The organism is Spirillospora sp. NPDC127506, from assembly GCF_040302145.1.
Lineage (GTDB): Bacteria > Actinomycetota > Actinomycetes > Streptosporangiales > Streptosporangiaceae > Spirillospora.
In genome coordinates, this window is record NZ_JBEORG010000017.1 from 105925 (window position 1) to 132004 (window position 26080).

The 26080-nt window shown below is 73.1% G+C and carries 26 protein-coding genes; 12 read left to right on the top strand and 14 right to left on the bottom strand.

Going from position 1 to position 26080, the window contains the following annotated elements:
• Positions 1–64: 64 nt before the first annotated feature.
• Entirely contained in the window at positions 65–1267 is a 1203-nt protein-coding gene (locus tag ABTW95_RS18190; protein ID WP_396445405.1) for a thiolase family protein, read from the bottom strand.
• A 196-nt stretch (positions 1268–1463) separates the two neighbouring features.
• On the opposite strand from ABTW95_RS18190, the gene ABTW95_RS18195 reads away from it, so the two are divergent.
• On the top strand, positions 1464–3254 hold the full coding sequence (locus tag ABTW95_RS18195) for an AMP-binding protein (RefSeq protein ID WP_396445406.1): 1791 nt from the start codon (positions 1464–1466) through the stop codon (positions 3252–3254).
• Here ABTW95_RS18195 and ABTW95_RS18200 read toward each other — a convergent pair.
• From ABTW95_RS18200 to ABTW95_RS18220, 5 genes are all read right to left on the bottom strand, one after another.
• Positions 3169–4374: a sensor histidine kinase gene (locus ABTW95_RS18200; RefSeq protein WP_500226859.1), complete on the bottom strand. Its 1206-nt coding sequence runs from the start codon at positions 4372–4374 to the stop codon at positions 3169–3171. The two genes, ABTW95_RS18195 and ABTW95_RS18200, sit on opposite strands and share 86 nt — an antisense overlap.
• The gene (locus tag ABTW95_RS18205) at positions 4371–5033 is read right to left on the bottom strand and encodes a response regulator transcription factor (RefSeq protein ID WP_500226860.1); all 663 of its coding nucleotides are present in this window, start codon (positions 5031–5033) and stop codon (positions 4371–4373) included. Before ABTW95_RS18205 ends, ABTW95_RS18200 begins: the two co-directional genes overlap by 4 nt.
• Before the next feature lie 86 nt (positions 5034–5119).
• Entirely contained in the window at positions 5120–5497 is a 378-nt protein-coding gene (locus ABTW95_RS18210) for a hypothetical protein (RefSeq protein ID WP_500226861.1), read from the bottom strand.
• Positions 5494–6747 carry an AbeC-like domain-containing protein gene (locus tag ABTW95_RS18215; protein ID WP_500226880.1) on the bottom strand — a complete coding sequence of 418 codons (1254 nt, stop codon included), beginning with the start codon at positions 6745–6747 and terminating at the stop codon, positions 5494–5496. The genes ABTW95_RS18210 and ABTW95_RS18215 overlap by 4 nt, the downstream gene beginning before the upstream one ends.
• Before the next feature lie 718 nt (positions 6748–7465).
• Positions 7466–8080: a TMEM175 family protein gene (locus tag ABTW95_RS18220; protein WP_396445409.1), complete on the bottom strand. Its 615-nt coding sequence runs from the start codon at positions 8078–8080 to the stop codon at positions 7466–7468.
• A 299-nt stretch (positions 8081–8379) separates the two neighbouring features.
• Between ABTW95_RS18220 and ABTW95_RS18225 the strand changes: the two genes are divergently transcribed.
• From ABTW95_RS18225 to ABTW95_RS18245, 5 genes are all read left to right on the top strand, one after another.
• Complete coding sequence (locus tag ABTW95_RS18225; RefSeq protein WP_396445410.1) at positions 8380–8712, top strand: hypothetical protein; 333 nt, start codon at positions 8380–8382, stop codon at positions 8710–8712.
• Positions 8709–9752 carry a peptidoglycan-binding protein gene (locus ABTW95_RS18230; protein ID WP_396445411.1) on the top strand — a complete coding sequence of 348 codons (1044 nt, stop codon included), beginning with the start codon at positions 8709–8711 and terminating at the stop codon, positions 9750–9752. The genes ABTW95_RS18225 and ABTW95_RS18230 overlap by 4 nt, the downstream gene beginning before the upstream one ends.
• Complete coding sequence (locus tag ABTW95_RS18235) at positions 9749–10453, top strand: ABC transporter ATP-binding protein (protein WP_396445412.1); 705 nt, start codon at positions 9749–9751, stop codon at positions 10451–10453. Before ABTW95_RS18230 ends, ABTW95_RS18235 begins: the two co-directional genes overlap by 4 nt.
• Complete coding sequence (locus tag ABTW95_RS18240) at positions 10450–11637, top strand: ABC transporter permease (RefSeq protein ID WP_500226862.1); 1188 nt, start codon at positions 10450–10452, stop codon at positions 11635–11637. The genes ABTW95_RS18235 and ABTW95_RS18240 overlap by 4 nt, the downstream gene beginning before the upstream one ends.
• A gap of 81 nt (positions 11638–11718) precedes the next feature.
• Complete coding sequence (locus ABTW95_RS18245; RefSeq protein ID WP_396445414.1) at positions 11719–12081, top strand: hypothetical protein; 363 nt, start codon at positions 11719–11721, stop codon at positions 12079–12081.
• Between the two features lie 9 nt (positions 12082–12090).
• On the opposite strand, the gene efeU is transcribed toward ABTW95_RS18245, so the two are convergent.
• The 4 genes from efeU to ABTW95_RS18265 form a co-directional block, all read right to left on the bottom strand.
• A complete protein-coding gene (efeU, locus tag ABTW95_RS18250) occupies positions 12091–12954 on the bottom strand; it encodes an iron uptake transporter permease EfeU (protein WP_500226863.1) in 864 nt (287 codons plus the stop codon).
• 113 nt (positions 12955–13067) lie between these two features.
• A complete protein-coding gene (locus tag ABTW95_RS18255; RefSeq protein WP_396445453.1) occupies positions 13068–14267 on the bottom strand; it encodes a ribonuclease D in 1200 nt (399 codons plus the stop codon).
• A gap of 214 nt (positions 14268–14481) precedes the next feature.
• A complete protein-coding gene (locus tag ABTW95_RS18260) occupies positions 14482–15048 on the bottom strand; it encodes a DUF3000 domain-containing protein (RefSeq protein ID WP_500226864.1) in 567 nt (188 codons plus the stop codon).
• Between the two features lie 139 nt (positions 15049–15187).
• Positions 15188–15406, bottom strand: a complete 219-nt coding sequence (locus tag ABTW95_RS18265) for a hypothetical protein (RefSeq protein WP_396445417.1) — start codon at positions 15404–15406, stop codon at positions 15188–15190.
• 225 nt (positions 15407–15631) lie between these two features.
• Here ABTW95_RS18265 and hemE point away from each other — a divergent pair, with 225 nt between their 5' ends.
• Positions 15632–16648, top strand: coding sequence for a uroporphyrinogen decarboxylase (hemE, locus tag ABTW95_RS18270; protein ID WP_500226881.1), 1017 nt, complete (start codon positions 15632–15634; stop codon positions 16646–16648).
• Here the strand turns inward: hemE and ABTW95_RS18275 are convergent.
• Positions 16645–17646 carry a DUF4349 domain-containing protein gene (locus ABTW95_RS18275; RefSeq protein WP_500226865.1) on the bottom strand — a complete coding sequence of 334 codons (1002 nt, stop codon included), beginning with the start codon at positions 17644–17646 and terminating at the stop codon, positions 16645–16647. The genes hemE and ABTW95_RS18275 overlap by 4 nt on opposite strands.
• A gap of 308 nt (positions 17647–17954) precedes the next feature.
• On the opposite strand from ABTW95_RS18275, the gene hemG reads away from it, so the two are divergent.
• The 3 genes from hemG to ABTW95_RS18290 are packed head-to-tail and all read left to right on the top strand — an operon-like array spanning position 17955 to position 20695.
• Positions 17955–19427 (top strand): protoporphyrinogen oxidase, encoded by a 1473-nt coding sequence (hemG, locus tag ABTW95_RS18280; RefSeq protein WP_500226866.1) that lies wholly within the window; start codon positions 17955–17957, stop codon positions 19425–19427.
• Positions 19384–20082, top strand: a complete 699-nt coding sequence (hemQ, locus tag ABTW95_RS18285) for a hydrogen peroxide-dependent heme synthase (RefSeq protein ID WP_500226867.1) — start codon at positions 19384–19386, stop codon at positions 20080–20082. Before hemG ends, hemQ begins: the two co-directional genes overlap by 44 nt.
• Before the next feature lie 40 nt (positions 20083–20122).
• Entirely contained in the window at positions 20123–20695 is a 573-nt protein-coding gene (locus ABTW95_RS18290) for a hypothetical protein (protein WP_500226868.1), read from the top strand.
• Positions 20696–20724: 29 nt separating this feature from the next.
• Here the strand turns inward: ABTW95_RS18290 and ABTW95_RS18295 are convergent, their stop codons facing one another.
• Positions 20725–21357 carry a DUF2207 domain-containing protein gene (locus tag ABTW95_RS18295; protein WP_500226869.1) on the bottom strand — a complete coding sequence of 211 codons (633 nt, stop codon included), beginning with the start codon at positions 21355–21357 and terminating at the stop codon, positions 20725–20727.
• A 59-nt stretch (positions 21358–21416) separates the two neighbouring features.
• Positions 21417–21818 (bottom strand): peptide-methionine (R)-S-oxide reductase MsrB, encoded by a 402-nt coding sequence (msrB, locus tag ABTW95_RS18300; protein ID WP_396445423.1) that lies wholly within the window; start codon positions 21816–21818, stop codon positions 21417–21419.
• Between the two features lie 65 nt (positions 21819–21883).
• Here msrB and ABTW95_RS18305 point away from each other — a divergent pair, with 65 nt between their 5' ends.
• On the top strand, positions 21884–22966 hold the full coding sequence (locus ABTW95_RS18305) for a DNA polymerase domain-containing protein (RefSeq protein WP_500226870.1): 1083 nt from the start codon (positions 21884–21886) through the stop codon (positions 22964–22966).
• Between the two features lie 66 nt (positions 22967–23032).
• On the top strand, positions 23033–23803 hold the full coding sequence (locus ABTW95_RS18310) for an MBL fold metallo-hydrolase (protein ID WP_500226871.1): 771 nt from the start codon (positions 23033–23035) through the stop codon (positions 23801–23803).
• 58 nt (positions 23804–23861) lie between these two features.
• Here the strand turns inward: ABTW95_RS18310 and ABTW95_RS18315 are convergent, their stop codons facing one another.
• Positions 23862–25802: a Xaa-Pro dipeptidyl-peptidase gene (locus ABTW95_RS18315; RefSeq protein ID WP_500226872.1), complete on the bottom strand. Its 1941-nt coding sequence runs from the start codon at positions 25800–25802 to the stop codon at positions 23862–23864.
• Positions 25803–26080: the final 278 nt, after the last annotated feature.

A 26080-nucleotide genomic window follows, 5' to 3' on the forward strand; every position in this document is an offset into this window, starting at 1 on the left:
ACTCCGTCGCTCACTGCGTCCTCCCCGGGGGCGGTCCCCCGGACCCCCCGAACGACTCCGTCGCTCACTGTGCATCCCCCCAGTTGACGTTCTCCCAGAGGACGGTTCCGCCCATGCCCATCCCTACACACATCGTGGTCAGCCCGTAACGCACGTCGGTGCGCTCCTCGAACAGGCGGGCGAGCTGGTTCATCAGCCGGACGCCGGACGAGGCGAGCGGGTGGCCGAGCGCGATCGCGCCGCCCCACGGGTTCACCCGCGGGTCGTCGTCGGCGATCTTGAAGTGCTCCAGGAACGCCAGCACCTGCACGGCGAACGCCTCGTTGATCTCGATGAGGCCGATGTCGTCCATGGTCAGCGCGTTGCGGGCGAGGAGCTTCTCGGTGGCGGGCACGGGCCCGACGCCCATGACCTCCGGCTCCACCCCGGCGAACGAGAAGTCGATCAGCCGCATCTTCGGCGCGAGGCCGAGCTCGCGGGCGACGTCCTCGGCCGCCAGCAGGCAGGCCGTGGCGCCGTCGTTCAGGCCGGCGGCGTTCCCGGCGGTGACGTTGCCGTGCACGCGGAACGGGGTCTTCAGCCCGGCCAGGTCGTCCATCGTGGTGCCGGGGCGCGGCGGCTCGTCCTCGGTGGCGAGCCCCCACCCCTTCTCCGCGGAGCGGATCGCGGTGGGGACGAGGTCCGGCTGGATCTTCCCGGCGGCGTAGGCGGCGGCGACCTTCTGCTGGCTGCGCACGGCGTAGGCGTCCGCGCGCTCCTTGGTGATGCCGGGGAAGCGGTCGTGCAGGTTCTCCGCGGTCGCCCCCATGACCAGGGCGGACGGGTCGACCAGCCGGTCGGCGAGGAACCGCGGGTTCGGGTCGACGCCCTCGCCCATCGGGTGCCGCCCCATGTGCTCGACGCCGCCCGCGATGACGACGTCGTAGGAGCCGAACGAGATGCCGGCGCCGGACGTGGTCACGGCGGTCATCGCGCCCGCGCACATCCGGTCGATCGCGTAGCCGGGGACGCTCTTCGGCAGCCCGGCCAGCACGGCGGCGGACCGCCCGATGGTCAGGCCCTGGTCGCCGGTCTGCGTGGTGGCGGCGATGGCGACCTCGTCCACCCGCTCGGGCGGGAGGGACGGGTTGCGGCGCATCAGCTCGCGGATCGCGCGGACGACCATGTCGTCGGCGCGGGTCTGCGCGTACAGGCCCTTCGGGCCGGCCTTGCCGAACGGCGTGCGGACGCCGTCGACGAACACGACGTCGCGTGCGGTGCGAGGCACGGGATCGTCCTCCCTGCGGTGGGCTCGGTGGGTCGTCGAGCCTCGTGCCGCCCCTGCCTTCGACGGCGGCACGAGTGCCCGCGACAGCGATGCTACTCGCTGGTAACCCTTAATGCTACTCGTCAGTAACCACTGACGCCGCGGCGCTCTTGTTCGCTTTATGACGGGTGAGTAACGTGGCGGGGGAGGAGGCACGGTGACGCACGCGAGGCCCGCGTACCGGCCGGGGATGCGCCGGCGGATCGGGCATATCCGCGATCTCACCGCGCTCCTGCTGCGCACCGGCCTGCTGTTCGGCGGCGGCCCGCGCCGCATCTTCCGGCAGCTCGGCACGCTGCGGCGCTGGGGCACCACGCTCGCCGGGCTCGTCGCCGCGGGCGCCGCGCGCTCCCCGTCCCGTCCCGCGCTCATCGACGACGAGGGCGCGCTCACGTTCGCGGAGCTGGACGAGCAGGCCGCGCGCCTCGCCGCCGGGCTGCCCCTGCGGGGCCCCCGCCCCCGCGTCGGCGTCCTGTGCCGCAACCACCGCGGCATGGCCCTGACGCTCGTCGCCTGCTCCCGGCGCGGCGCGGAGGTCGTGCTGCTCAACACCGGTTTCGGAGCGGGCCAGACCCGCGCCGTCCTCAGCGAGCTGCGGCCCGCGCTCATCGTCGCCGACGCCGAGTTCGCGCCGCTCCTGGCGAACGTGCCGATCGCGCTGCGCCGGAACGTGCTGTGGGCCGACCGCCGCCCGGACGCCGGGATGCCGCTCGCCGCGCCCGTCCCGCTCGCCGCGCTGCCGCCCGCGCCGCGGCCCGATGTGGACGCGCTGCCCCGCCCCGCCGCCGGGTCGGGCCCCAGCATCGACGAGATCATCTCCTCGGCGCCCGCGTCCGCCGCCGAGGCCGGCCCGCCGCAGATCCAGAGCCGCACGATCATGCTCAGCTCCGGGACCACCGGACGCCCCAAGGGCGCCCGCCGCCCGCCCCGGCCGGGCCTGTGGCCGCTCGCCTCGATGACCTCCCGGATCCCGCTGCGCGCCCGGCAGACCATGATCGTCGACGCGCCGCTGTTCCACACCTGGGGGTACGCCGCGCTGCAGATGGCGTGGGCGATGCGGGCGCCGGTCGTGCTGCACCGCCGGTTCGACCCCGAGCAGACGCTGCGGTCCATCGCGTCCCACCGCGACACCGCCGTGTTCGCCGTCCCGGTCATGTGCCAGCGGATCCTGGAGCTGCCGCAGGACGTCCGCGACCGCTACGACACGTCCTCGCTGCGGATCTTCGCGCTGAGCGGCGCCGCGCTGCCCGGCGACCTCGCGACCCGGTTCATGGACGCGTTCGGCGACCGGCTCTACAACGTCTACGGGTCCACGGAGGCGTCGTGGGTGTCCATCGCCACCCCGCACGACCTGCGGCTCGACCCGCGCACCGCCGGGCGCCCGCCGCGCAACACCGCGCTGGCGATCGTGGACGCCGACGGCCGCCGGGTGGGCCGCTCCACCCGCGGGCAGATCTTCGCCGCGAACGAGCTGCTGTTCGAGGGCTACACGGGCGGCGAGCCGATGGAGGTGCGCGACGGGCTGCTCGCGACCGGCGACCTCGGCCACATCGACCACCGCGGCCTGCTGTTCGTCGACGGGCGCAGCGACGGGATGGTGGTGTCCGGCGGCGAGAACATCCTCCCGAAGGACGTGGAGGACGCGCTGCTGAAGCTGCCCGAGATCCTGGAGGCCGCGGTCACCGGGGTGCCCGACGACGAATGGGGGCAGCGGCTCGCCGCCTACATCGTCCTGCGGCCCGGCGCGCGGCTCGACGCCGACGCCGTCCGCGCGTACGTGCACGCGCAGGTCGCCCGGTTCGCGGTGCCGCGCGACGTGCACTTCATCGCCGAGCTGCCGCGCAACGCGACCGGCAAGGTCGTCACCCGCTGGCTCGGCGCGCGCCCAGGCCGGCCGCTACCGGAGGGTCATGTGGCGTGGCCGCGTCCGCGGGCAGCCGGACGGTGATCGACAGGCCGCCGTCGGGGCGCGGCAGCGTCTCGATCGTGCCGCCGTGCGCGTCCACCACCGCCCGGACGATCGACAGGCCGAGGCCCGCGCCTTCCTTCGACCCCGTCCGGTCGGCGCGCAGCCGCCGGAACGGCTCGAAGATCGCCGCGACCTCGTAGGCCGGGACGGGCCGCCCGGTGTTGACGACCTGCAGGAACGCCTCGCCGTCCGCGACCCCGGTGCGGACCCACACCCGCCCGTCCCGCACGTTGTACTTCACCGCGTTCTCCAGCAGGTTCACCGCGCACCGCTCGAGCAGCACCGGATCGCCGGTCACGACCGCGGGCGCGAGCCGCGCCTCCACGTCGACCGCCGCGTCGTCCAGCTGGTCGAGCGCGCTGCGGACCACCTCCGGCAGCGGGGTCGGCGCCCGCGTGCCGAGGTCCCGCTCGGACTTCGCGAGCAGCAGCAGCCCCTCGATGAGCCGCTCGTGCCTGGCGGTGTTGCCGAGCAGGACGTCCGCGAGCGCCTTCGTCTCCGGCGGGTTCTTCCGGCTCGCCAGCGCGACCTCCAGCACCGTCCGGTTGATGGTCAGCGGCGTGCGCAGCTCATGCGAGGCGTTCGCGACGAACCGCCGCTGCGCGTCGAACGCCCTGTTCAGCCGGTCGAGCATCCGGTCGAACGTGTCGGCCAGGTCCTTGATCTCGTCCTGCGGGCCGTCCAGCGCGATCCGCTCGTGCATGTTGCTCTCCGACAGCCGCCGCGCCGTCGCCGTCACCTTGTGCAGCGGCCGCAGCATCCGCCCGGCGACCAGGTACCCGATGACCACCGCCAGGACCCCGATCACGAGCATCGTCACCAGCGAGCTCTGCAGCAGCTGCTCCAGCGCGTCGTGCTTCTGCTGCGCCATCTGCCGGTCGGCGTCCGCCTTCAACGCCATCAGCTGGTTCACGTCGCCGTCGATCGCCATGGCCCGCACCCGCGCGAGCGTCCCCGGGTCGATGTCGCGGGCCGAGAACCGGTTGTCCATCGTCCGGACCGTCAGCAGATAGGTGACGGCGACCAGCACCGCCGAGGTGACGAGGAACAGCGACCCGTAGACCAGCGTCAGCCGCGTCCGGACACTGAGCCTTTTCACCGCGCCTCCAGCCGGTACCCGGAACCCGTCACCGTCTCGATCACCGGCGGCTGCCCGAGCTTCCTCCGCAGCGTCGCCATCGTGACCCGGACGATGTTGCTGAACGGGTCGATGTTCTCGTCCCACGCCCGCTCCAGCAGCCGCTCGGCGCTCACCACCCCGCCCTCGGCCCGCATCAGCTCCTCCAGCACGGCGAACTCCTTCTTCGTCAGCCGCAGCTCCCGCCCGTCCCTGTCGACCTTCCGCCGGTACGGGTCGAGCCGGATCCCCCTGCGCTCCAGCACGGGCGGCACCGCCGTCCCCGACCTCCGCGCCAGCGCCCGCACCCGCGCCACCAGCTCGCTGAACACGAACGGCTTGGGCAGATAGTCATCGGCGCCGAGCGACAACCCGTCGACCCGGTCATCAACGTCGCCGGCCGCGGTGAGCATCAGGATGCGCCCGGGACTCCGCCGCACCACCAGCTCCCGGCACACGTCGTCCCCGTGCACCGTGGGCAGATCCCGGTCGAGGACCACCACGTCGTACTCGTTGTAGGAGGCCAGCTCCAACGCCTCATCGCCGTCATAGACAACGTCGACGGCCATGGCCTCGTCCCGCAGCCCCTCGGCGATGGTGTCGGCGAGCACCCGCTCGTCCTCAACGACAAGAACACGCATGCCCAGAGCATCCCGCCCCCGGGGTTAAACCCCGATAAGCCCTGGTGCTCGCCGAGGGGGCCGACCGTCGGCGCGCCCCGGTGGGGTCAGTCGACCAACGCGTGGACGGCCTGCGCCAGTGCGGTCCCGGCCTGCTCGACCACGGTCCCCGCGATCAGCGCCGGCAGTGCGTTGATGGCGGTCCGCAGCGCCGGACGGCCGCCGTCGACATCGTTGAGATTCGCCTCGATCGTCGCGGCCGCGTCATCTGCGTCCCTGCGCTGCTGGGCGGGGATGGCGTCCGAGTGCTGTTCGAGCTCTTGCCGGAACTCCTCGAGAAGCCGCCGGACATCGGCCAGGGAGGACGCGCTTTCGTGCACGGTCTGACTCACGTTCTGCAGGTGCTCCCCGGCGGACTGCTGGATCGCCCCCTTGTTGGGTCCGCCTATCTCGATGCTGTTCGTCGGCCGACGCCTCGGGATCATGCGCTGCCCTTTCCATCGCTCTGACCGGCATTCGCGTCGCCGCCCGCGGCGGCCTGCTGAACGGGAGCGTTGTTGTCGCCATAAATGGTGATCATGTTGAATACCGAGTCCACCTGCTTGGCGTACTCCTCGGTCGCTATTCCCTTCTCGTTCAGATGGTGCCGGACGATCTCGAAGACCAGCCGCTGGATCAGGGTCACGTGCCGCTTGGCGTCGTCGTTCTGGTGCCTGTCCGTGGCCTCTTCCAGGGAAAATCTGTCGCGCAGGCTCACCGGATCGACATCGGCCGGAGGTTTTGCCTTGGCGGGCTTCGGCGGCCGCAGAAAGTCGAGAGCGTCCAGGAAGGCGTTGAGGGGGAGCGTCCGGGACATCCGCTGGGACACCGTGCGCAATCTGGGGTACGGAGGCGTGCCGACCTGGGGCCGCAGAGTCAGGCGCAGTTCGCCGGCCTCGAAGGCCGCGTGGACGAACACGTTGACCACGACCTGGCCCTGCCAGCTGATCGCCTGGATGCGGAGGTAGGGCCGTTCCGGAAGGCTGGACGGTGCCCGCCCGCTGAGCGCGGTGAGATCGACGTCCTGCCCGGCCCCGTTCCAGTTGGCGGTCAGCCATCGGGCGGCGGGCATCCCGACCACCGGGACGGCGGACAGGTGCGGCAGCGGGGCCGTCATCTCGTGGACCGGCGCGCAGACCTTCCGGATGATCGCGTCGAGCAGTTCGCCGTCGTGGAGGCGGCCCGGCGACGTGACGCCCTCCCTGAGCCGCAGCGGCAGGCTGATCACCGCGGGGTACCAGACATCGCGGCCGGCGCCGATGAAATGCTCATCGGTGTCGTCGTAGGGCAGCCGCCTGCCGAACTGCGCCTCCGCCCGAGCGCGCACCCGCCGGTAGGAGGGGAGCACGGGGATGCGCGGGAAGAGTTCACGACTCATCGCCTTGATCGCGAGAACCCGGTCGAGCGCGAAAGCGGACGTCAGGCCGGCCAGCACTCCGAGCGGCAGCGCCCAAAGCGCCGCCCCCGGCGGGGTGAGGCCGCCGGCCGGGATGAGCCTCGCGAACACGAGGGCGGATGTGATCAGCACCGCCCGCTTCCACCACCGCTCCACCTCGACCAGCAGGGCCGCCGAAACGAAGGGCAGGGTCCACAGCGCCATCGCCGACGGAGCCAGGACGGTCGCGGTGAGCAGCACCGATCCGCACAGCACGCGGCGGATCCAGAGCAGCCGTACCGCATCGAGCGAGGCGAGCATCACCGGTTCGAGGTCGAAGCCGTACGAGGGGACGGGTGCCGGCGGGCCCTTGATGATGCGGTCGACCGTCCAGCGGGCGGCGGGCAGGCCCAGTGGAGGGCACTCGTCCCTCCCTTTGAGATAGATGCGCCGCCTGCGGCTGAATCTCTGCGGAGGCTCGGGCGAGTCCGCGTTGCGTCCGCGCAGCTTCCGGCGAAGGGCCTCCATCCGGTCGGGCCGGTCGTGGACCGCGCGGCGCAGAAGTTCGGTCACCCGGGAGGAGGCAGGGTCGAAACCGAGGCCGCCCGCATCCGTGATCTCCGCCTTGGCGTCTTCCACTATCACCTCCTGCGGGTCCCCGAACTTCCCTCCGGCATACGCGGACAATGTAATTCTTCGGCAAGCTCATATTTTTCCGATGCCCGCACCTGGCCATGCGCGGCAATTATGGGCCGGTGTTTCCGGTACTTATCTGCTTATCGGATGCCCGTTAACGATCCACAAGTATGATCCGCCCGCAGTTATTGATCTCAAGCCGAGATCATTCCGGCCGGTCGCCGTCGGCGAGCGTTGTCGGCGCCGGCAGGTGCAAGTCACGGAAGCGCTGCCGCCGGGCTCGGGCGCGACCGTTCCGGTGCCGCGTCCGCCGATGTAGCACCGCGTAGGCGGCCCGGCCGCGCGCACACCCTGGCAGCCCCCGAACGGGCGGTGCGGCGGAGGGTTTCGGTTCAGGCGGAGGTCAGAGCCCGACCAGGGGCCAGAACCTGGTCACGGGCCGCTCCAGGAACAGCAGCAGCAGAACGAAATAGGAGACCGCGGGGATGGCGGCGGCCACGGCGAGGGCCGCGGCGAGCAGGGCCGCGGCCGACAGGCCGCCGCGCACGGCCTCGATGTCCGGCGGATCGGACTCCGACGCGACCTCCCGGTCGCGGTAGGAGATCACGCTCACCATGCTCTGGCAGGTGCTCGCGGCGAGGATGTTCCCGATGTAGAACATCAGGGTGAAACGGTCGTCACCGGGATAGGCCCCGACGAGTTCGGTGGAGAACGGCAGGATCACGATGGCCAGCAGCCATCCCGCGTTCCACATCATCAGCGCCCGCGTGTAGCCGCGGATGTGCTGGAACACCTGGTGGTGCACGAACCACAGCCGGAGGATGACGGCGAAGCTGAGCAGGAAGCTCCAGACCTGCGCCTGATGCCCGGTGATCACCTCGGTCGACCGCCCGTGCTCGCCGACCACCTCCGGCACCACGTCCACCAGCGGCAGGATCAGCAGCGTCACCGCGATCGCCACCACCGCGTCGGTGAACAGGACCAGCCGATCCGGATCCCGCGTGACCACTCGCGACATGCCTCGTGATCTTACTCTCCGTAACCGCCCCTGCTGGACTACATGGCTAATGCGGGTTTAACCCCGGGGCCGGTCTCATGGCTTCCGCCTGGGCGAGGTGCCTTGGCGGAGAGGACGCGATGAGGAAACCGTGGGTTGCCGGGGTGGCCCTGGCGCTGGTCTTGGGGCTTTCGGCTTGTGGGAGCGACGACGGCGGGGGCGGGGTCGCCTCCGCCGGTGGGACGGCGAAGGCTTCTGCGTCGGCCTCGCCTACGGCGTCGCTTTCGGCGGAGGACGCGCAGCTCAAGTTCGCTCAGTGCATGCGGGAGAACGGGGTCGACCTCCCCGACCCCGGGAGCGGGGATCGGAGTGCGCTGCGCCTCGGGAAGAGCACCGACCGGACGAAATTGCAGGGCGCGCTGAAGAACTGCAAGCAGTGGCTGCAGGCGGGCGGGAGGTTGCCCGATCTGAAGGACCCGAAGGTGCGCGACCAGTTCGTGAAGTTCGCGCAGTGCATGCGCGAGCACGGGGTGGACATCCCCGATCCCGGGCCGGACGGGCAGTTCAAGCTGCCGACCGGGGGCATCGACCGGGGCGCGCTGAAGAAGGCGCGCGAGGCGTGCAAGGCGGACCTGCCGGGGGTCGGGCGGTGAGGCGTGTCGTTGTCGCCGGCGGAGTCGCCGTCGCCGTGGTCGCCGGCGGTGGCGGTGCGTTGGCCTGGACGATGGACGGGAGCGAGCCCGAAAGCGTCCATGAGGCGAGGCTCGGCACCGCCGTGGTGACCCGGGGCGATCTCGTGGACACCGAGACGGTGGACGGGAAGCTCACCTACGGCGATGTGCGCGAGGTGTGGACGGGCGCGTCGGGCGTGGTGACGTGGGCGCCGGAGAAGGGAGCGGTCGTCAAGCGGGGCGGGACGCTGCTCAAGGTGGCGGGCAAGCCCGTCACGCTGATGTACGGCGGCAGCCCCATGTACCGGACGCTGCGGGAGGGCACGTCGGGCAAGGACGTCCGGCAGCTCGAAGAGAACCTGCGGGCGCTCGGGTACGGCGGGATGACCGTGGACGACGAGTTCACCGCCGCGACCGGGGCGGCCGTCAAGGAGTGGCAGGACGACCGGGGGCTGGCGGAGACCGGGGCCGTCGACTCCGGCCAGGTCGTCTTCCTGAGCGGGGCCGTGCGGGTGCGGGAGGTCAAGGCGCCCGAGGGGAGGCGGGTCGGCCAGGGGCAGGCCGCTCTGACCGTGGCCGGGACGAAGCGGGTCGTGCACGTCGATCTGGACGCCGACAAGCAGGACCTCGCCGAGGAGGGCGCCGGGGTCTCGGTGCAGCTGCCCGGCGGCAAGTCCGTCAAGGGGAAGATCACCGAGGTCGGCAGCGTCGCCGAGAGCACCGGGTCCGGGCAGGACAAGAAGACCACCATCGGCGTCGACATCTCGATCGGCGACGCGAAGACGGGACGGCTGGACGAGGCTCCCGTCAGCGTCGAGCTGGAGAGCGAGCGGAAGAAGGACGTCCTGTCGGTGCCGGTCGAGGCGCTGCTGGCGTTGAGGGAGGGCGGCTTCGGGGTCGAGGTCGTCGATACCGGAAGGCGGATCGTGCCCGTGCAGGTCGGGACGTTCGGCGGGGGCCGGGTCGAGGTCAGCGGGAGCGGCCTGAGCGAGGGCATGAAGGTCGGGGTGCCCGCCCAATGAGCACGCTGGACGTGGGTGGGAACATCGTCGAGCTCGCCGGGGTCACCAAGGAGTACACGGGCGTCGCGGCGCTCAAGGGCGTCGACCTGGTGATCGCGCCGGGGGAGATGGTCGCGATCGTCGGGCCGTCCGGTTCGGGGAAGTCGACGATGCTGCACATGATCGGGACGCTCGACCGCCCGACCGGGGGCAGCGTGCGGGTCGCCGGGCACGAGGTCGGCGTGCTCGGCGACCGGGAGCTGTCGGCGCTGCGGGCGCGGCACATCGGGTTCGTGTTCCAGCAGTTCCACCTGGCGGCGGGGGTGAGCGCGCTCGACAACGTCGCCGACGGGCTGCTGTACGGCGGCGCCCGGCTGCGGGAGCGGCGGGAGCGGGCGCGCGCCGCGCTCGACCGCGTCGGGCTCGGGCACCGCACCGGGCACCGGCCGCACCAGCTTTCCGGCGGCGAGCAGCAGCGGGTCGCGGTCGCGCGGGCCGTGGTGGGCGAGCCGGACCTGCTGCTCGCCGACGAGCCCACGGGCAACCTCGACTCGGCGGCCGGCGCGGAGGTGCTGGCCCTGCTGGACGAGCTGAACCGCGCCGGCACCACCGTCGCGATCATCACGCACGATGCGGAGGTGGCCGGCCGGGCGCCGCGCCGGGTCCGGGTCAGGGACGGGCTGATCGTCGCCGACGAGCGGGCGGAGGTGGGCAGCCGATGAAGGCGGCGCTCGCGCCCGCGCGGCTGGGGCCGGACGACGTGCTGCGCGTCGGCCTCGGAGGGCTCCGGGCACGCCCCGCCAGGGTCGTGCTGTCCGCGCTCGGCATCGCGATCGGGATCGCCACGATGGTCGCGGTCATCGGGATCTCCTCGTCCAGCAAGGAGGATCTGCTGCGGCGGCTCGACCGGCTCGGCACCAACCTGCTGACCGCGAAGCCCGGCGACACCCTGTTCGGGGAGAAGGCGGAGCTGCCCGAGACGGCGCCGGAGATGGTGCGCCGCATCGGGCCGGTCACCGCGGTCGGCGCGACGGGGGCGGTGGACGCGACCGTCCGCCGGACCGACAAGATCCCCGAGGAGGTCACGCAGGGCATCGCCGTGCAGGCCGCCACGACGGACCTGTTCGGCACGCTCGGCGTGGAGACGGCGAGCGGGAGCTCGCTCAACGCGGGCACGGCCCGCTATCCCGGCGTCGTGCTCGGCTCCGAGGCCGCGAAGCGGCTGGGCGTCCGCGAGGGCCGGGTGTGGATCGGCGGCCGGTGGTTCACGGTCCTGGGCGTCCTGCGGCCCGCGGAGCTGGCCCCGGAGATCGACCGCTCCGCCCTCGTCGGGTGGGACGCGGCCCGCCGCTACCTGGGGTTCGACGGGCATCCGACGACGATCTACGAGCGGTCGGCGGACGCGTCGGTGAACGACGTCCGGGACGTCCTCGCGCGGACGGTCAGCCCCGAGCATCCCGAGGAGGTCGAGGTCAGCCGCCCCTCGGACGCGCTGGAGGCCAAGGCCGCCGCCGCGGGCGCGTTCACCGGGCTGCTGCTCGGGCTCGGCGCGGTCGCGCTGCTGGTCGGCGGGGTCGGCGTCGCCAACACGATGGTGATCTCGGTGCTGGAGCGGCGCCGGGAGATCGGGCTGCGCCGCTCGCTCGGCGCGACCCGCGGGCAGGTGCGCGTCCAGTTCCTCGCCGAGTCGCTGCTGCTGTCGGGGTTCGGCGGCGCGGCCGGCGTCCTTCTCGGCACGGCCGTCACCGCCGGGTTCGCGCTGTGGAAGGGGTGGCCGCCCGTCGTGCCGGTGTGGGCGCTCGGCGGCGCGCTCGCCGCGACGCTGGCGATCGGGACGGCCGCCGGGCTGTATCCGGCGGTGCGCGCCGCGAGGCTGCCGCCGACGGAGGCGCTGGCGTCGGCCTGACACTGGTCACGTTCGCCCGGGGCGGTGCATGATTGTGGGAGGCAGCTGTGTTCCGCCCCCGGGGGAGGTGCCTCGACCGCCATGCCGGTGCCACGCCCGCTACGCGAGCGCTGCAGGGAGTTCCTCGGAATCGACGGGGAGATCCGCTACATCTTCCCTGCGATGGCCTACGGCGGGGGCGCGGGCTTCGTCTTCGTCGTCACCGACGACCAGGTCGCCGTGATCTCCACCGGCTCGCTGCGCAGCAGCAACCCGAAGACGATCTGGGGCAGCTACCCGCGCGGCACCCGGATCGGGCCGGTGGAGACGGGCGCCGGCGCGTCGTTCGAGTTCGCCGGCGCCGTGTTCGAGGTGGACGACGAGTACGTCCCGGTCGTCAACGCCGCCGACGCCGAGATCTTCGCCCGCGACAGCCTCCCCAGGGACCCGCTCCCCGACCTCTGAGGGCCCGGGTCAGGACGTGGCGGCCGGCTCCGTGGTCTTGGCGGGGGCGGGCTTGGGCGCCGACGGGGTGCGCAGGAACAGGAACATCACCGGCACCAGGTACGCCGCCCACATGACCAGCTGCAGCCAGGTGATCTGCGGTGTGACGTTCAGCACGCCCTGGAACATCGTCTGCATCCAGTCGCCCGCGCTGCCGAACTTGGCGAAGAACGTGTGCGGCTCCAGCGCGACGGCGTTCAGGCCCGGGAAGACCTCGGCCTCCTGCAGGTCGTGGAAGCCGTAGCCGAACACGCCCGCGGCGACGACGATGAGCGCGGCGCCCGTCCAGGTGAAGAACCGCTTCAGGTTGATCTTGAGGCCGCCGCGGTAGAGCAGGTAGCCGAGCACGACGGCGACGGCGAGCCCGAGGAACGCGCCGATGATCGGCTGGGTGGAGCCGCCGGAGGAGTTGGAGATGTTCGTCCACAGGAACAGCGCGGTCTCCAGGCCCTCCCGCCCGACGGCGAGGAACGCGACCGCGGCGAGGGCGAGCGGCCCGACGTTCAGCGCGCCCTCCAGCTTGCCCTCCAGCTCCGCCTTCATGAACCGGGCGGTCCTGCGCATCCAGAAGACCATCCAGGTGACCAGCCCCACCGCGATGATCGACAGGACGCCGCCGAACAGCTCCTGCGTCTTGAACTGCATCTCCGAGGACGCGGCGCTCAGCGCGACGCCGAACGCGAACGCCAGCGCGACGGCGACGGCGACCCCCGTCCAGACGGGGAGCAGGGCCCGGCGGTTGCCGGTCTTCACCAGGTACGCGATCAGGATGCTCACGACCAGGGCGGCCTCGAGCCCCTCACGTAGTCCGATGAGGAAGTTGCCCAGTAGCATCGCCGTACTCCTCCGGATCGCACAGATGTCAGGCCGAGCTTTGCAGGCAGAGCCTTTTAGGCAAAGCTAACCTAACCAAGTGTGCGCCCGGCACCCGACCCCGGCAAGAGGGCTCAGACCTCTCCTTTGCTTTCGAGGCGCAGGAACGCCTTGGCGAGCGGCTGGGCGGTCAGCTCGACCTGCCACCTGCGGGCGCCGAGCTCGCGCAGGGCGGCGCCGATCGCGGACGGCGACGACTCTTCGGGCGGCGTCCAGGCGAGGCGGCGGACGTAGTCGGGCTGCACCAGGTTCTCCGACGGCATCGAGTGCTCGTCGGCGAGCGCCGCGATGACGGCGCGGGCCGCGGTGAGCCGCTTGGCGGCCTCCGGGTCGCGGTCGGCCCAGCGGTGCGCGGGTGGCGGGCCGTCGCCGGGCAGGTTCGACTCCGGCAGCGCCCGCTCGGACAGGTCGCGGGCGCGGGCGACGGCGCGCAGCCACGCCGACTGGTGCCGCCGGGCGCCGCGCCCCCGCATGGTGGGCAGGGCCTGCAGCTCGGCGGGCGTCTTCGGGGACTTCTGCGCCAGCTCTATGATCGCGGCGTCCTGCAGCACCCGGCCGGGGGACAGGTCGCGCTCGCGCGCTATCCGGTCGCGGGCCGTCCACACCTCGCGTACGGCGGCGAGCGCCCGCCGGTTGCGCACCCGGTGGATGCCGGACGTGCGGCGCCACGGGTCGGGCCGCGGCGGCTTCGGCGGCGTGGCCAGTATCGCGGCGAACTCCTCCAGCGCCCACTCCAGCTTGCCCGCCGTCTCCAGCTCCTCCTGCAGGGCGTCGCGCAGCTCGACGAGGAGCTCGACGTCCAGCGCGGCGTAGCGGAGCCAGTCTTCGGGGAGGGGGCGCGTGGACCAGTCGGCCGCCGAGTAGCCCTTCTCCAGCACGAACCCCAGCACGTTCTCGACCATGGAGCCGAGCCCGACCCGCGGGTAGCCGAGCAGCCGCCCCGCCAGCTCGGTGTCGAACAGCCGGCGCGGGACGAGCCCGACCTCGGCCAGGCACGGGAGGTCCTGGTTGGCGGCGTGCAGCACCATCTCGGCGTCGGCGAGCGCGGCGTCCAGCCCGGACAGGTCGGGGCAGGCGATCGGGTCGATCAGCGCGGTGCCGGCGCCCTCGCGGCGCAGCTGGATCAGGTAGGCGCGCTGCCCGTACCGGTAGCCGGAGGCCCGCTCGGCGTCCACCGCGACGGGGCCGGTGCCGGCCGCGAACGCCGCGATGACGCGGTCGAGCCCGGCGGCCGTGGCGACGACGGGCGGGACGCCCTCGCGCGGCTCCAGCAGCGGGACGGCCGGGGGGCCGGTATCGGCCTTCGCGTCGTCCGGGCCCGTCCCCTGCTGATCGGGAACGGCCCCTGGTCGTTCGACGGCCGTCTCCTCCGCACCGGTCTCCCCTTTGGGGCCGGTGGCGCGCGTTTCGGACACTCCCACTGTTTCCGTGTTCTCCCCCGCCGCCTCGGTCTCGGACGCTGTGCTCACGCCACCTACCGTACGTCGTTCAGCCGCCACCGCCGCCCGGCGGATCCGGCAGCGACGCGACGCCGGACGGCGGCAGCCCGGCCGTGGTGCACATCACCTCGCACCAGGCCGCGACGTGGCCGGCGAGGTCGTCCCCGGTCGGCGACCAGGAGGCGCGCAGCTCCAGCTCGGTGGTGGACGGCTCGTCGCGCTTGTCGCCGAAGCTCTCCGACACCGCCCGGGTGACCGTCCCGGACACGTTCGCGTACCCGGCGGGCTCCAGCGCCTCCAGCAGCCAGTCCCAGGCGACGGAGCCGATCAGCTCGTCGGCGGCGATGTCGGGCTCCAGGTCGGCGCGGATGTAGGCGACGATGCGGAACCCGTTCGTCCAGCCGGACCTGCCCTCCGGGTCGTACAGCACGATGAGGCGCCCGGCGGCGACCTCGGTGTCGTCGTCGCGGTAGACGGTGCCGGACATCGCCGCCGCGTACGGCGCGAGGCGCTGCGGGGCGGGCATGTCCTCCAGGTCGAGCTCCGGCCGGAGGGCGGGCCCTTCGAGGAACGAGCGCAGCGTGTCGACGGCCCGCTGGAAGGCAGGTGGGTTCATGGGCGGACCGGCCTGGTCGCGGGTGAGCGGCCGGGAGCCGGGGACCGGCTCGGGGCGGTGCCGCCGGGACGGGACGACGGGGGGACGCGGAGGGGAGACGGGCACGGCACAGCTGGTTTCGTCTCGGGGGCCGGGCCGGTCAGGCCACGGCCCGCTCGGCGGCGGCGCGGCGGGGCGCCCGGACGGTCTGCGGGCCGGTCGGGCCGGTCGCGCGGGCCGGGGCGGTCACCGGCGGCAGGCCGACGAGGACCGCGGCGCCGCACTCGACGCAGGCCCGCTCGGGACACTCCGCACCGTGCCCGTCGGGGCACGGCGGCTGCTCGAACTCACGTTCATCACCGCAGGTGGAGCAGTACAAGGGGGACCTCCCTCGGCTATGACACGCATCACGTTCGCACGCGCCGGTGACAGAATGCGGGACTTCGCTCGGCGTGTCCGGAAGTTCGTTTCGCCTCAGCCGCCACTCCGGTGCCTTCTCACCTGCGTTTCATGGGACCATCGCAACGTGACCGCTGACGCTGCCCGTCCGAACGACGACTCTGTGAACACGCCCGCTGGGGACGCGCTCGCCGAGAGCCCCTTCCTGCTGGCCTGCCGGCGGCGGCCGGTGCCGCACACGCCGGTGTGGTTCATGCGCCAGGCCGGCCGCTCGCTGCCGGAGTACCTGCGGGTCCGCGAGGGCGTCCCGATGCTGGAGTCGTGCACCCGCCCCGACATGATCGTGGAGATCACGATGCAGCCGGTGCGCCGGTACGCGGTGGACGCGGCGATCTTCTTCAGCGACATCATGGTTCCGCTGAAGGCCATCGGCGTCGACCTCGACATCAAGCCGGGCGTCGGGCCGGTGATCGCCGACCCGATCCGGTCGGCGGGCGACCTCGCCGCGCTGCGGCCCCTCGTCCCCGACGACGTCCCGTACGTGACCGAGGCCGTCCGGGGCCTGGTCGGCGAGCTGGGCGCGACGCCGCTGATCGGCTTCGCGGGCGGCCCGTTCACGCTCGCCTCGTACCTGATCGAGGGCGGCCCGTCCAAGAACCACGAGCGCACCAAGGCCATGATGTACGGCGAGCCGGAGCTGTGGGCCAGCCTCATGGACCGCCTCGCCGACCTCACGATCGCGTTCCTGAAGGTGCAGGTCGCGGCCGGGGCGAGCGCCGTGCAGGTGTTCGACTCCTGGGTGGGCGCGGTCGCCGCGCAGGACTACCGCGAGTCGGTGCTGCCGCACACCCGCCGCATCTTCGCCGCGATCGAGCCGCTCGGCGTGCCGCGCATCCACTTCGGCGTCGGGACGGGCGAGCTGCTCGGCCCGATGGGCGAGGCCGGGGCCGACGTCGTCGGCGTCGACTGGCGGGTGCCGCTGGACGAGGCCGTCAGCCGGGTCGAGCCGGGCAAGGCCCTGCAGGGCAACCTCGACCCCGCGATCCTGTTCGCCCCGTGGGAGATCGTCGAGCGCCGCGCCCGCGACGTGCTGGCCCGGGGCCGCACCGCCGAGGGCCACATCTTCAACCTGGGACACGGCGTCCTGCCGTCCACCGACCCCGACGTGCTGGCCCGCCTCGCGGACCTCGTCCACGAGGCGAGCAGCGGGCGGGACGGCTAGGCGGGCGGCTGCCGCGGCGGTGCCGTGCCCGCCGCGGCCTTCTCCGGCTCCGGTCCGGGCGCCGGCTCGGAACGGCCGCCGAACCGGCCGCGGATGCGGCGCCGGAAGGCGAGCAGCGGCCAGCCGAGCGCGGCGGCGAGGACGAGGAACGGCAGCAGCCAGCCGAGCACGGTGGCGACGCCGCCGATGAACGCGGTGAACGCGTGCCAGCCGTCCTGGAGGCCGCCGATGAACCCGCCGCGCTCGTCGTCCTTCTCGGGCGCCGCGGCCTTGGCCACCAGCGTCACGGTCACCGTCGCGTACCGGGTGCGGTGCTTCAGCGAGTTCTGCCGCGCCTGCAGCGCCTCAAGGTCGGCCTCGCGCCGGGCGATCTCCTGCTCGACCTGGATGACCTCGCCGACGGAGTCCGCGCGGCCGAGGAGCTTGCGGAACGACTCCAGCGTGGCCTTCGCCGACCGCACGCGGGCGTCGACGTCGGCGACCTCGCCGGTGACGTCCTCGGCCTCCTGGGAGAGGGAGATCTTGGTGCCGAGCCTCGTGCTCAGCTGGTCCAGCACGTCGGTGTAGCGGTCGGCGGGGATCTTCAGGGTGATCTGCGAGCGGGCCGGGTCGCTCGAACTCGACTCCTGCTCGACGTAGCCGCCGGCCGAGGCCGTCATCTGCTTGGCCTTGGCGGCGGCGTCCTCGACGTCCCCCGCCTGGACCCGCAGCCGCGCGGTGTGGACGACCTCGCGCCCGGTCGGCAGCGGCGCCTGCGGCTTCTTCGCGGTCTTCCCGCCGGCCGCGTTCCCGCCGGCCGCGTTCCCGCCGGCCGCGTTCCCGCCGGCGGCGCCCCCCGCCGGGGCCGCCTCGTTCCGGGTCGCCGCCGGAGCGGGGCCGATTCCCCGGTCGGCGGCCTCGGACGAGCCGGACGAGCGGTCACCGCCGCCGCACGCGGCCAGGACCCCGGCCAGCAGCAGGACGACCAGCGCACATGTGACGTTCCTGACGTTCCGCATGCGGCTTGGACGGGGTGACGCGGGTCACCGTTCCGCGCGGCGAATCACGAAAGGGCCACGATGCCCGCGGCGACGCGGCCGCCGGGCCGTGGCGCGGCCGCGCCGGTCACGGCCCGCCCCCGCTGCGGGCCGTGACCGGACGCGAGCCCGGAGGATCCTACATGCCAGTATTCACTGGCATGGTATGCCGGGTCTTGTCACATCAGCGACAGAACAGCAGCCCGCGGTGCGCCGGACCGGCGATGTGATACTCGCCGCTCCGGCCGCCCCGGTGCACGATCCGGCGGGGCGTCTGGAAGGCTGGAGCCATGACCACGTCCCATGCCGTTGTCGTCGGGGGCGGCATCGCGGGCCTCGCCGCCGCCCGCGTGCTCGCCCGGGACGGCGTGCGGGTGACCGTGCTCGAAGGCTCCCCCCAGATCGGCGGCAAGCTCCGGGTCAGCGAGATCGCCGGCGTCCCGGTGGACGAGGGCGCCGAGTCGATGCTCGCCCGCCGCCCCGAGGGGATGGACCTCGTGCGCGCCCTCGGCCGCTCCGCCGACCTGGTGAACCCCGGCACCACCTCCTCGGCGATCCTCAGCCGCGGCGCGCTGCGCCCGCTCCCGTCCGGCCAGGTCATGGGCGTCCCGAGCGATCTGAAGGCGCTCGCCGCGTCGGGGGTGCTGTCGCCGGCCGGCCTCGCCCGCGTCCCGCTCGACCTCGTCCTGCCGGAGACGCCGCGCGGCGGGGACGTGTCCGTCGCCGACTTCATCGGCGCCCGCGTCGGCCGCGAGGTCGTCGACCGGCTCGTCGAGCCGCTGCTCGGCGGCGTGTACGCGGGGCGGGTCGAGCTGCTGTCGTTCGACTCGACGCTGCCCGCCGTCGCCGCCGCCGCGCGCGGCCGCCGCTCGCTGATCGGCGCCGTGCAGGGCATGCGGGACGCCGCGCCGAAGGACCCGGGCCCCGTCTTCGCGACGCTGCCGGACGGGCTCGGCACGCTCCCGCACCTCGTCGCCGACGACATCACCGCCGCCGGCGGGACGGTGCGGACCGGCGCGATGGTCCGCGAGCTGCGCCGCACGCCGGACGGCTGGCGGCTCACCATCGGCCCGACCCGCGACCCCGAGTACCTGGACGCCGACGCCGTGGTGGTCGCGGTGCCGGCGGCCCCCGCGTCCCGGCTGCTCAAGGAGGAGGTGCCCGCCGCCGCACGCGAGCTGGCCGGCATCGACTACGCCAGCATGGCGATCATCACCCTCGCCTACCGCGCCACCGCGTTCCCGCGCCCGCCGAAGGGCAGCGGCTACCTCGTCCCCGGCGTGGAGAGCGACCCCGGGCGCGGCGGCCGGGGTGTCAAGGCCGTCACGTTCAGCTCGGTAAAATGGCCTCACCTGCGCGACCGCGACCCCGGCGTCATCGCGGTGCGCTGCTCCATCGGGCGCTTCGGCGAGGAGCACACGCTCCAGCGGGCCGACGAGGAGCTGGTCGCCACCGCCATGGCCGAGCTCGCCGCGACGTGCGGCGTCACCGAGCTGCCGGCCGAGAGCCGGGTGACCCGGTGGGGCGGCGGGCTCCCGCAGTACAACGTGGGCCACGCCGACCGCGTGGCCAAGGTCCGGTCCGCGGTCGCCGGCGCGCCGGGGCTGGCCGTCGCCGGCGCCGCCTACGACGGCCTCGGCATCCCCGCGTGCATCGCCTCGGCGCGGGCGGCGGCGACCCGGGTCCTGGACCACCTGCGCAGTCGAGAAGGAGTGGATCATGGCCGATCAGGCGGGCAAGCCGAAGGCACGCGAACTCAATAACGTCATCCGCTACACCATGTGGTCGGTCTTCCGCCTCGCGAAGCCCGGCGCCCTCGGCGAGCAGGACGCCGCCGAGGTGCAGGACCTCCTCGACCAGGCGGCCGAGAAGGACGTGACCACCCGCGGCTCCTACGACGTCGCCGGCCTGCGGGCCGACGCCGACTTCATGTTCTGGTGGCACGCGCCCACGTCCGACGACCTCCAGGAGGTCTACACCCGGTTCCGCCGGACGGCCATGGGCCGCGCCAGCGAGCCCGTGTGGTCGCAGATGGCGCTGCACCGCCCCGCCGAGTTCAACAAGAGCCACATCCCGGCGTTCCTCGCCGACGAGGAGCCGCGCAACTACGTGTGCGTCTACCCGTTCGTCCGGTCCTATGAGTGGTACCTGCTGCCGGACGAGGAGCGCCGCGCGATGCTCGCCGAGCACGGCAGGATGGCGCGCGAGTACCCCGACGTCCGCGCCAACACCGTGTCGGCGTTCGCGCTCGGCGACTACGAGTGGATGCTGGCGTTCGAGGCCGACGAGCTGCACCGCATCGTCGACCTGATGCGCCACCTGCGCGGCGCGAAGGCGCGGCTGCACACCCGCCTGGAGGTTCCGTTCTACACCGGCCGCCGCAAGCCGGTCGCCGAGCTCGTCGCGAATCTGGCCTGACCGGCCCGGGAGCGGGGCGGATCGGCAGTAGGGTGCGTCCGTGACCGACTCTCCCGACCGGCGGCCCCGGGGGCGGCACGCGCGGCCGCCGTCCGAGTTCGCGGTCCGCTTGAACCGGCTGGTCACGGCGGTGCTGAGGTCCCGCCGGCGCCGGCTGTCCGCGGCCGGCGCCGCGGCGGCGCTGGCGGCGGTCGCCGCCACCGTCCCGGTGCTGACCGGCGGCTCCTCCTCCCCGCCGCCGCACGCGGCCGCCCGCGCGGCGACGTCCCCGTCCCCGCACGAGGAGGTCGAGGCCGTCACCGGGGATCCCGACGAGATCCCCGACGCGGTGCCGTACTTCAGGACGAAGGACCCGGACGGCAAGGTCGTCGGGCACGTCACCGACGTCCGCCGCAGCGGCGCGTTCGTGCGCGTCTACACCGACCTGGGCGAGGACGACGAGAACTCCAGGCCCGCCATCGACCTGTGCGAGTGGACGACCCAGTTCCTGGAGGACGGCGGCGACGACGAGCCGCGCGTCTTCGTCCACGGCAAGAGCGACGACAACGGCAGCGTCGTCCTCGCCAACAAGCAGAGCGACAAGGACGACTGCGAGGTCGGCGAGACCCCCTAGCGTCCCCGGCGCCCGCTGGCGGCCCGGCGCTAGTAGCCGCCGCCGTCGCTCCCGCCGCCGTCGCCGCCGCTGTCGTAGCCCGAGTACCCGAGGCCGGAATGCCCGCTCGACTCCAGGCGGTGGCCGTGCCACCGCGGGTGGGGGAGCTTGATCGGCTTGGGGTCGCCGCTCTCCAGGATCTCCCGCAGCCGCGCGTCCTCGACGCCCGCCGGGCCGATCACCGCGAACCGGCGGAGGGCGGACGCCTCGTCCGCGCCGTCCCGGACGAGGCCGCGGCGTACCGCCCTGCCGCGCCGGGTGAGCTTGGCCGACCCGCGGCGGACCAGGCCGGCCTCCGCCAGCCGGGCGGCGGCCTCGGCCGTCTCCGGGGCTCGTGCGGCGGCCTCGGCCGTCTCCGGGGCTCGTGCGGCGGCCTCGATCACCTGGCCGAGCAGGCGCCCGCTGCGCGGGATCGCGGCGAGCACCGCCGCCTGCACCGGGTCTTCGGACTCGCGGCGCACGACGTCGACCCGGTGCGTCCCGCGCGACATCCGGATGCGGCGCGCCCGGTCGAGGGCGAGCACCGCGGTCTGCACGACCCGGACGGGACCGCCGCAGAGGTGAGCCAGCTCGTAGTGGTCGAACTCGTGATCGTCGGACTCGTGGTGGTCGGACTCGTCCATGCAAGGCCCCTGGCGCTCCGCTCTCGCCCGTGGGACGTCCGGGGCCGCGCGGGGGTTGACTACTCGGCGGGTTCGAGGGTGAGGGAGATCGAGTTGATGCAGTACCGGTCGTCGGTCGGGGTGTCGTAGCCCTCGCCGTGGAACACGTGGCCCAGGTGGGAGTCGCACACCGCGCACCGCACCTCGGTGCGGACCATGCCGAGGGAGCGGTCCTCGATCAGCGTGACCTTGTCGGAGTCCGAGGGCTCATAGAACGACGGCCAGCCGCAGTGGCTCTCGAACTTGGCCTCCGACCGGAACAGCTCGGTCCCGCAGGCGCGGCACCGGTACACGCCGACGGTCTTGGTGTCGGTGTACTCGCCGGTGAAGGGCTTCTCCGTGCCCGCCTCGCGCAGCACGTGGAACTCCTCGGGGCTGAGCTGCGCCCGCCACTCGTCCTCGCTCTTGCGGATCTTCTCCATGCCTCCGACGGTACCCGGAGCGGACGCTCCGGTGGACTGTCGTGCACGTGGGTTAACGTGCACTCATGGCCTCGCCCTTCATCGAGATCCCGGTCGGGGATCGCCTCGTCAAGGTGACCAACCCCGACAAGGTCTACTTCCCTGACCACGGCTACACCAAGCGGCAGCTGGTGGAGTACTACGCGGCCGTCGGGGACGGCATCCTGCGCGCCACCCGGAACCGCCCGACGACGCTGGAGCGCTGGCCGGCCGGGGTCTTCGAGGGCGCCCGGATGGCCACCCGCGAAGACTACGCGCGCGGCCAGGCCGGCATGGGCGCGGGCAAGTCCGACGCGTTCTACCAGAAGCGCATCCCGAAGGGCGCGCCCGACTGGGTGCAGACCGCCCGCATCGCCTTCCCCAGCGGGCGGTCCGCCGACGAGGTCTGCCCGACCGAGCCGGCGGTGATCGCCTGGGCGGCGAACCTCGGCACGCTGACGTTCCACCCGTGGCCCGTCCGCAAGGGGGACGTCGACCACCCGGACGAGCTGCGCATCGACTTCGACCCGCAGCCGGGCACCGACTTCTCCGACGCCGTCCGGGTGGCCCTCGGCCCGGCCCGCGACCTGCTGTCGGAGCTGGGGTACACGGGCTATGTGAAGACGTCCGGCAAGGCGGGCGTGCACATCTACGTCCGCATCGAGCCCCGCTGGACGTTCACCGAGGTCAGGCGGGCCGCGCTGGCCTTCGCCCGCGAAGTCGAACGCCGCGACCCCGCCGAAGTCACCACAAAGTGGTGGAAAGAGGAAAGAGGGGAGCAAATCTTCATCGACTTCAATCAGAATGCGAGGGACAGGACCATCGCCTCGGCCTACAGCGTCCGCCCGGCCCCGCACGCCCCCGTCTCCGCGCCCGTGACCTGGGACGAACTGCCCGACGTCGACCCGCGCGACTTCACGATCGCCACGATGCCGGCCCGCTTCGCCGAGCTGGGCGACCTCCACGCGACCATCGACGACGAGTCCTTCTCGCTGGAACCCCTCCTCGACATGGCCGACCGCGACGAGAAGGACCACGGCCTCGGCGACATGCCCTATCCGCCGAACTACCCGAAGATGCCGGGCGAGCCCAAGCGCGTGCAGCCCAGCAAGGACACCGACAACCGCTGACGCGGGAATTTCCGGCGCCGCGCCGGGATTACGAGAGCGTCATGTGATCGATCTGAAGGCGGTGTCATGTCCTCGTTGAACGTCCGGTATCTCGGCGGCCCGACCGCGGTCCTGGAGATCGGAGGCGTGCGCCTCGTCGTCGACCCGACGTTCGACGCGGCCGGCGACTACCCGATCGGCGACCGGAAGCTCACCAAGACCACCGGCGCCGTCCTCGGCCCGGACGGGATCGGCCCGGTCGACGCGGTGCTGCTCTCCCACGACCAGCATCCCGACAACCTGGACAGGGGCGGCCGCGCCTACCTGGCCGGCGTCCCGCTGACGCTGACGACGGAGACCGCCGCGGGCCGCCTCGGGGGCACCGCCCGCGCCCTGCCGAACTGGGAGCACGTCGAACTGCCCCGCCCCGGCGGGGGAGTCCTCCGCGTCACCGGCGTCCCCGCCCAGCACGGCCCGGACGGCACCGAGCACCTCACCGGCCCGGTCACCGGCTTCGTCCTGTCCGGCGACGGTGTGCCGGCGACCTATGTCAGCGGCGACAACGCCTCCCTCGACGTCGTCCGCGCCATCGCCGGCCGCTTCGCCCCGTTCGACGTCGCCGTGCTCTTCATGGGCGCCGCCCGGACCCCGCTGATCGGCGACGCCGACCTGACGCTGGGCAGCGAGGCCGCCGCCGAGGCCGCCGGGATCCTGCGCACCGCGCAGGTCGTCCCGCTGCACTTCGAGGGCTGGGCGCACTTCACCCAGGGCCGCGACACCATCGCGCCCGCGTTCGCCAAGGCCGGCCTGGCCGACCGCCTCCACCTCCTGGACCCCGGCGAGGCGATCGCGCTCTGACCGGCCGGCGGCCCGCCGCTCCGAGGGAGCGCCGGGCCGCCGCGGTCACGGGGACGGATCAGTAGAGGTCGCGCGGCTGGACGGGGAGGGTGACCTCCGACGGGCCTCGCCACGGCGCGGTGCGCTGGGACGGGGCGATCATCGCGGCCGGGTCGTCGCCGGCGGCCGTCACCGGGACGGTGATCGACGTGCCGCGCAGGTCCAGGGTGACCTGGGCGCCCGTGGGCGTCTCGGTGTTGTAGTCGGCGTCGGTGCCGGCGAGGACGAGGGCCAGGCGGTGGCCCTTCTTCAGCAGGTACTCCTGGCTGAGCGTCTCCCAGCCGACGGTGTGGTAGCGGCCCGGCTTCAGGGGCCGCGGGCGGCTCAGGGAATGGGCGTTCTGCGCGTCGAGCCAGCCCCGGGCGATCACGTTCACCGGCGACGTGACCGTGGTGACCTCGGTCTGCCTGTAGCAGGCGTCGTCGGCGGCCGTGCTCTCGCCATGGCAGTCCTCGGTGTCGAGGGTGCGGATGCCCGCGCCGGAGCCGAGGTAGTTCACGCGGGTGTCCTCGCCGTAGTCGACGAGGAGCGCGGTCAGGTTGGACGTGGGCTTGTCGAGCTTGATCCGCAGGCGGACGTCCGGGGTGCCGGAGAGGCGCCCGGTCGCGGGGAGCGGCTCGGACACGAACGCCGCCCGGTACGGCCGGGCCGCCGCCGGGTCGGAGACCATCGCGCCCTCGGACTGGCCGCCGCCGCGCGGGCCGGGCGCGTCGGTGAACGCCGCCGTCGCGCCGTGCGGTGCGCGCTCCAGCCCGAGCGTGCCGCCGGGCCCGGGACGCAGGACGATCTCGTGCGCGTCGCGGGACGGCCAGTCGCGCTGGGTGATCCACTGGTCCGGGCCGATCTCGATGTCGGCGCGCGGCTCCCGCATGATCCCGTTCGGGATCTTCTGCAGCTCGTGGTCGAACCAGCGGTGCAGGGTGTCCACCCACGCGTCCCGGCGGATGTCGAACGGGTCGACGTGGCCGCGCTGCGACAGCCACACCTTGCGCCGCACGCCGTTCCGCGCGAGCGCCCGCCACCACTCGGCGAACTGGTCGTCCTTGACGTTCAGGTCGTTGACGCCGTGCGCGGCGAACACGCTGGCGCGGACGCGCGACGCGCGCGCGATCGTGCCGTGCCGGTAGTCGGCGGTCTTCCAGTAGGCGTTGTAGTCGCCGGTCGCGTCGTCCTCGCCCGCGTCGAGGGCGGCGTTGACCTCGGCGCACTTCTCGGGCGGGTCGGTGTCGACGTAGCTCGCCAGCCCCGGCTGTTCGTCCGTCCAGTACTTCACGCCGTTCATGCGGCTGTAGTCGTACCAGCTGCTGATCGCCGAGATCGGGACGATCGTCTCCAGCCCCTTGACGCCGGTGGCGGCGACGCCGTTGGCGAGCGTCCCGTCGTAGGACTTGCCGATCATGCCGGTGCGGCCGGTCGTCCAGGCGGCCTCGACCGGCGTCCCGTCCGGCCGGTACGCCTTGGCGCGGCCGTTGAGCCAGTCGACGACGGCCTTGCCGCCGAGGACGTCGGTGGGCCCGCCGCTGACCGGGCAGCCGTCGGAGCGGGTCGTCCCGACCATGTCGACGGCCAGGAACGCGTACCCGCGCGGGACGAAGTAGTTGTCGTAGAACAGCGGGAACTTCACCGGGTCCCCGTCCGCGTCGTAGGTCTTGAGCTCGCTCTCGTTGCCGCGCCCGGCGTTGTCGTAGTACGGGCTCTCGTCCATGATCACCGGCACCTTGAGGCCGTGCTCGGTCTCCTCGGGCCGGATGATGTCGACGTTGACGCGGTCCTTCGCGCCGTCCCCGTCGCTGTCGACGCTCGACTCGACGTAGACGTGCTCGCGGATCGCGTCCTCGTAGGAGAAGACCGGCTGGGTGACGCCGTCCTTCACCACGATCTTCGGGGACGGCTGGGCCAGCGCCGTCGCGCCGCCGCCCGCGCCGGCGAGCGCGGCGCCGGTCAGCGCGGCCACCGTCATCGTCCGCCGGGTTCGTCTCAGGGATCGCCTGGCCAACCCGCACCTCCGGGAGCTGAGAAAATGATCTCTACGGGGGCACACGCTCCTCGCCCGGGGACGCGCGGTAAAGGGCGGCGCGTGACGAACTCGGATCGGATTTGGTCACCTCCTGCCCTTGCTTCGACCGGTCCGGCCGAAACCGTGATCTCGGTCCGTCCGCGACGGCGGCGGGGGGGGGGCCGGGGGGGGGCGGGGGGGCCCCCCCCCCCGCGGGGGGGGGGTGGGGAAAAACAACCCGC

Bases quoted from the DNA above. Each gene is read 5' to 3' on its own strand.
- ABTW95_RS18260 (WP_500226864.1), bottom strand. From the start codon at position 15,048: ATGAACCCACCTGCCTTCCAGCGGGCCGTCGACACGCTGCGCTCGTTC.
- hemG (WP_500226866.1), top strand. From the start codon at position 17,955: ATGACCACGTCCCATGCCGTTGTCGTCGGGGGCGGCATCGCGGGCCTC.
- ABTW95_RS18310 (WP_500226871.1), top strand. From the start codon at position 23,033: ATGTCCTCGTTGAACGTCCGGTATCTCGGCGGCCCGACCGCGGTCCTG.
- ABTW95_RS18220 (WP_396445409.1), bottom strand. From the start codon at position 8,080: ATGTCGCGAGTGGTCACGCGGGATCCGGATCGGCTGGTCCTGTTCACC.
- ABTW95_RS18210 (WP_500226861.1), bottom strand. From the start codon at position 5,497: ATGATCCCGAGGCGTCGGCCGACGAACAGCATCGAGATAGGCGGACCC.
- msrB (WP_396445423.1), bottom strand. From the start codon at position 21,818: ATGGAGAAGATCCGCAAGAGCGAGGACGAGTGGCGGGCGCAGCTCAGC.
- ABTW95_RS18235 (WP_396445412.1), top strand. From the start codon at position 9,749: ATGAGCACGCTGGACGTGGGTGGGAACATCGTCGAGCTCGCCGGGGTC.
- ABTW95_RS18315 (WP_500226872.1), bottom strand. From the start codon at position 25,802: ATGACGGTGGCCGCGCTGACCGGCGCCGCGCTCGCCGGCGCGGGCGGC.
- hemQ (WP_500226867.1), top strand. From the start codon at position 19,384: ATGGCCGATCAGGCGGGCAAGCCGAAGGCACGCGAACTCAATAACGTC.
- efeU (WP_500226863.1), bottom strand. From the start codon at position 12,954: ATGCTACTGGGCAACTTCCTCATCGGACTACGTGAGGGGCTCGAGGCC.
- ABTW95_RS18240 (WP_500226862.1), top strand. From the start codon at position 10,450: ATGAAGGCGGCGCTCGCGCCCGCGCGGCTGGGGCCGGACGACGTGCTG.
- ABTW95_RS18275 (WP_500226865.1), bottom strand. From the start codon at position 17,646: ATGCGGAACGTCAGGAACGTCACATGTGCGCTGGTCGTCCTGCTGCTG.
- ABTW95_RS18305 (WP_500226870.1), top strand. From the start codon at position 21,884: ATGGCCTCGCCCTTCATCGAGATCCCGGTCGGGGATCGCCTCGTCAAG.
- ABTW95_RS18215 (WP_500226880.1), bottom strand. From the start codon at position 6,747: ATGCTCGCCTCGCTCGATGCGGTACGGCTGCTCTGGATCCGCCGCGTG.
- ABTW95_RS18295 (WP_500226869.1), bottom strand. From the start codon at position 21,357: ATGGACGAGTCCGACCACCACGAGTCCGACGATCACGAGTTCGACCAC.
- ABTW95_RS18205 (WP_500226860.1), bottom strand. From the start codon at position 5,033: ATGCGTGTTCTTGTCGTTGAGGACGAGCGGGTGCTCGCCGACACCATC.
- ABTW95_RS18225 (WP_396445410.1), top strand. From the start codon at position 8,380: ATGCGGGAGAACGGGGTCGACCTCCCCGACCCCGGGAGCGGGGATCGG.
- ABTW95_RS18245 (WP_396445414.1), top strand. From the start codon at position 11,719: ATGCCGGTGCCACGCCCGCTACGCGAGCGCTGCAGGGAGTTCCTCGGA.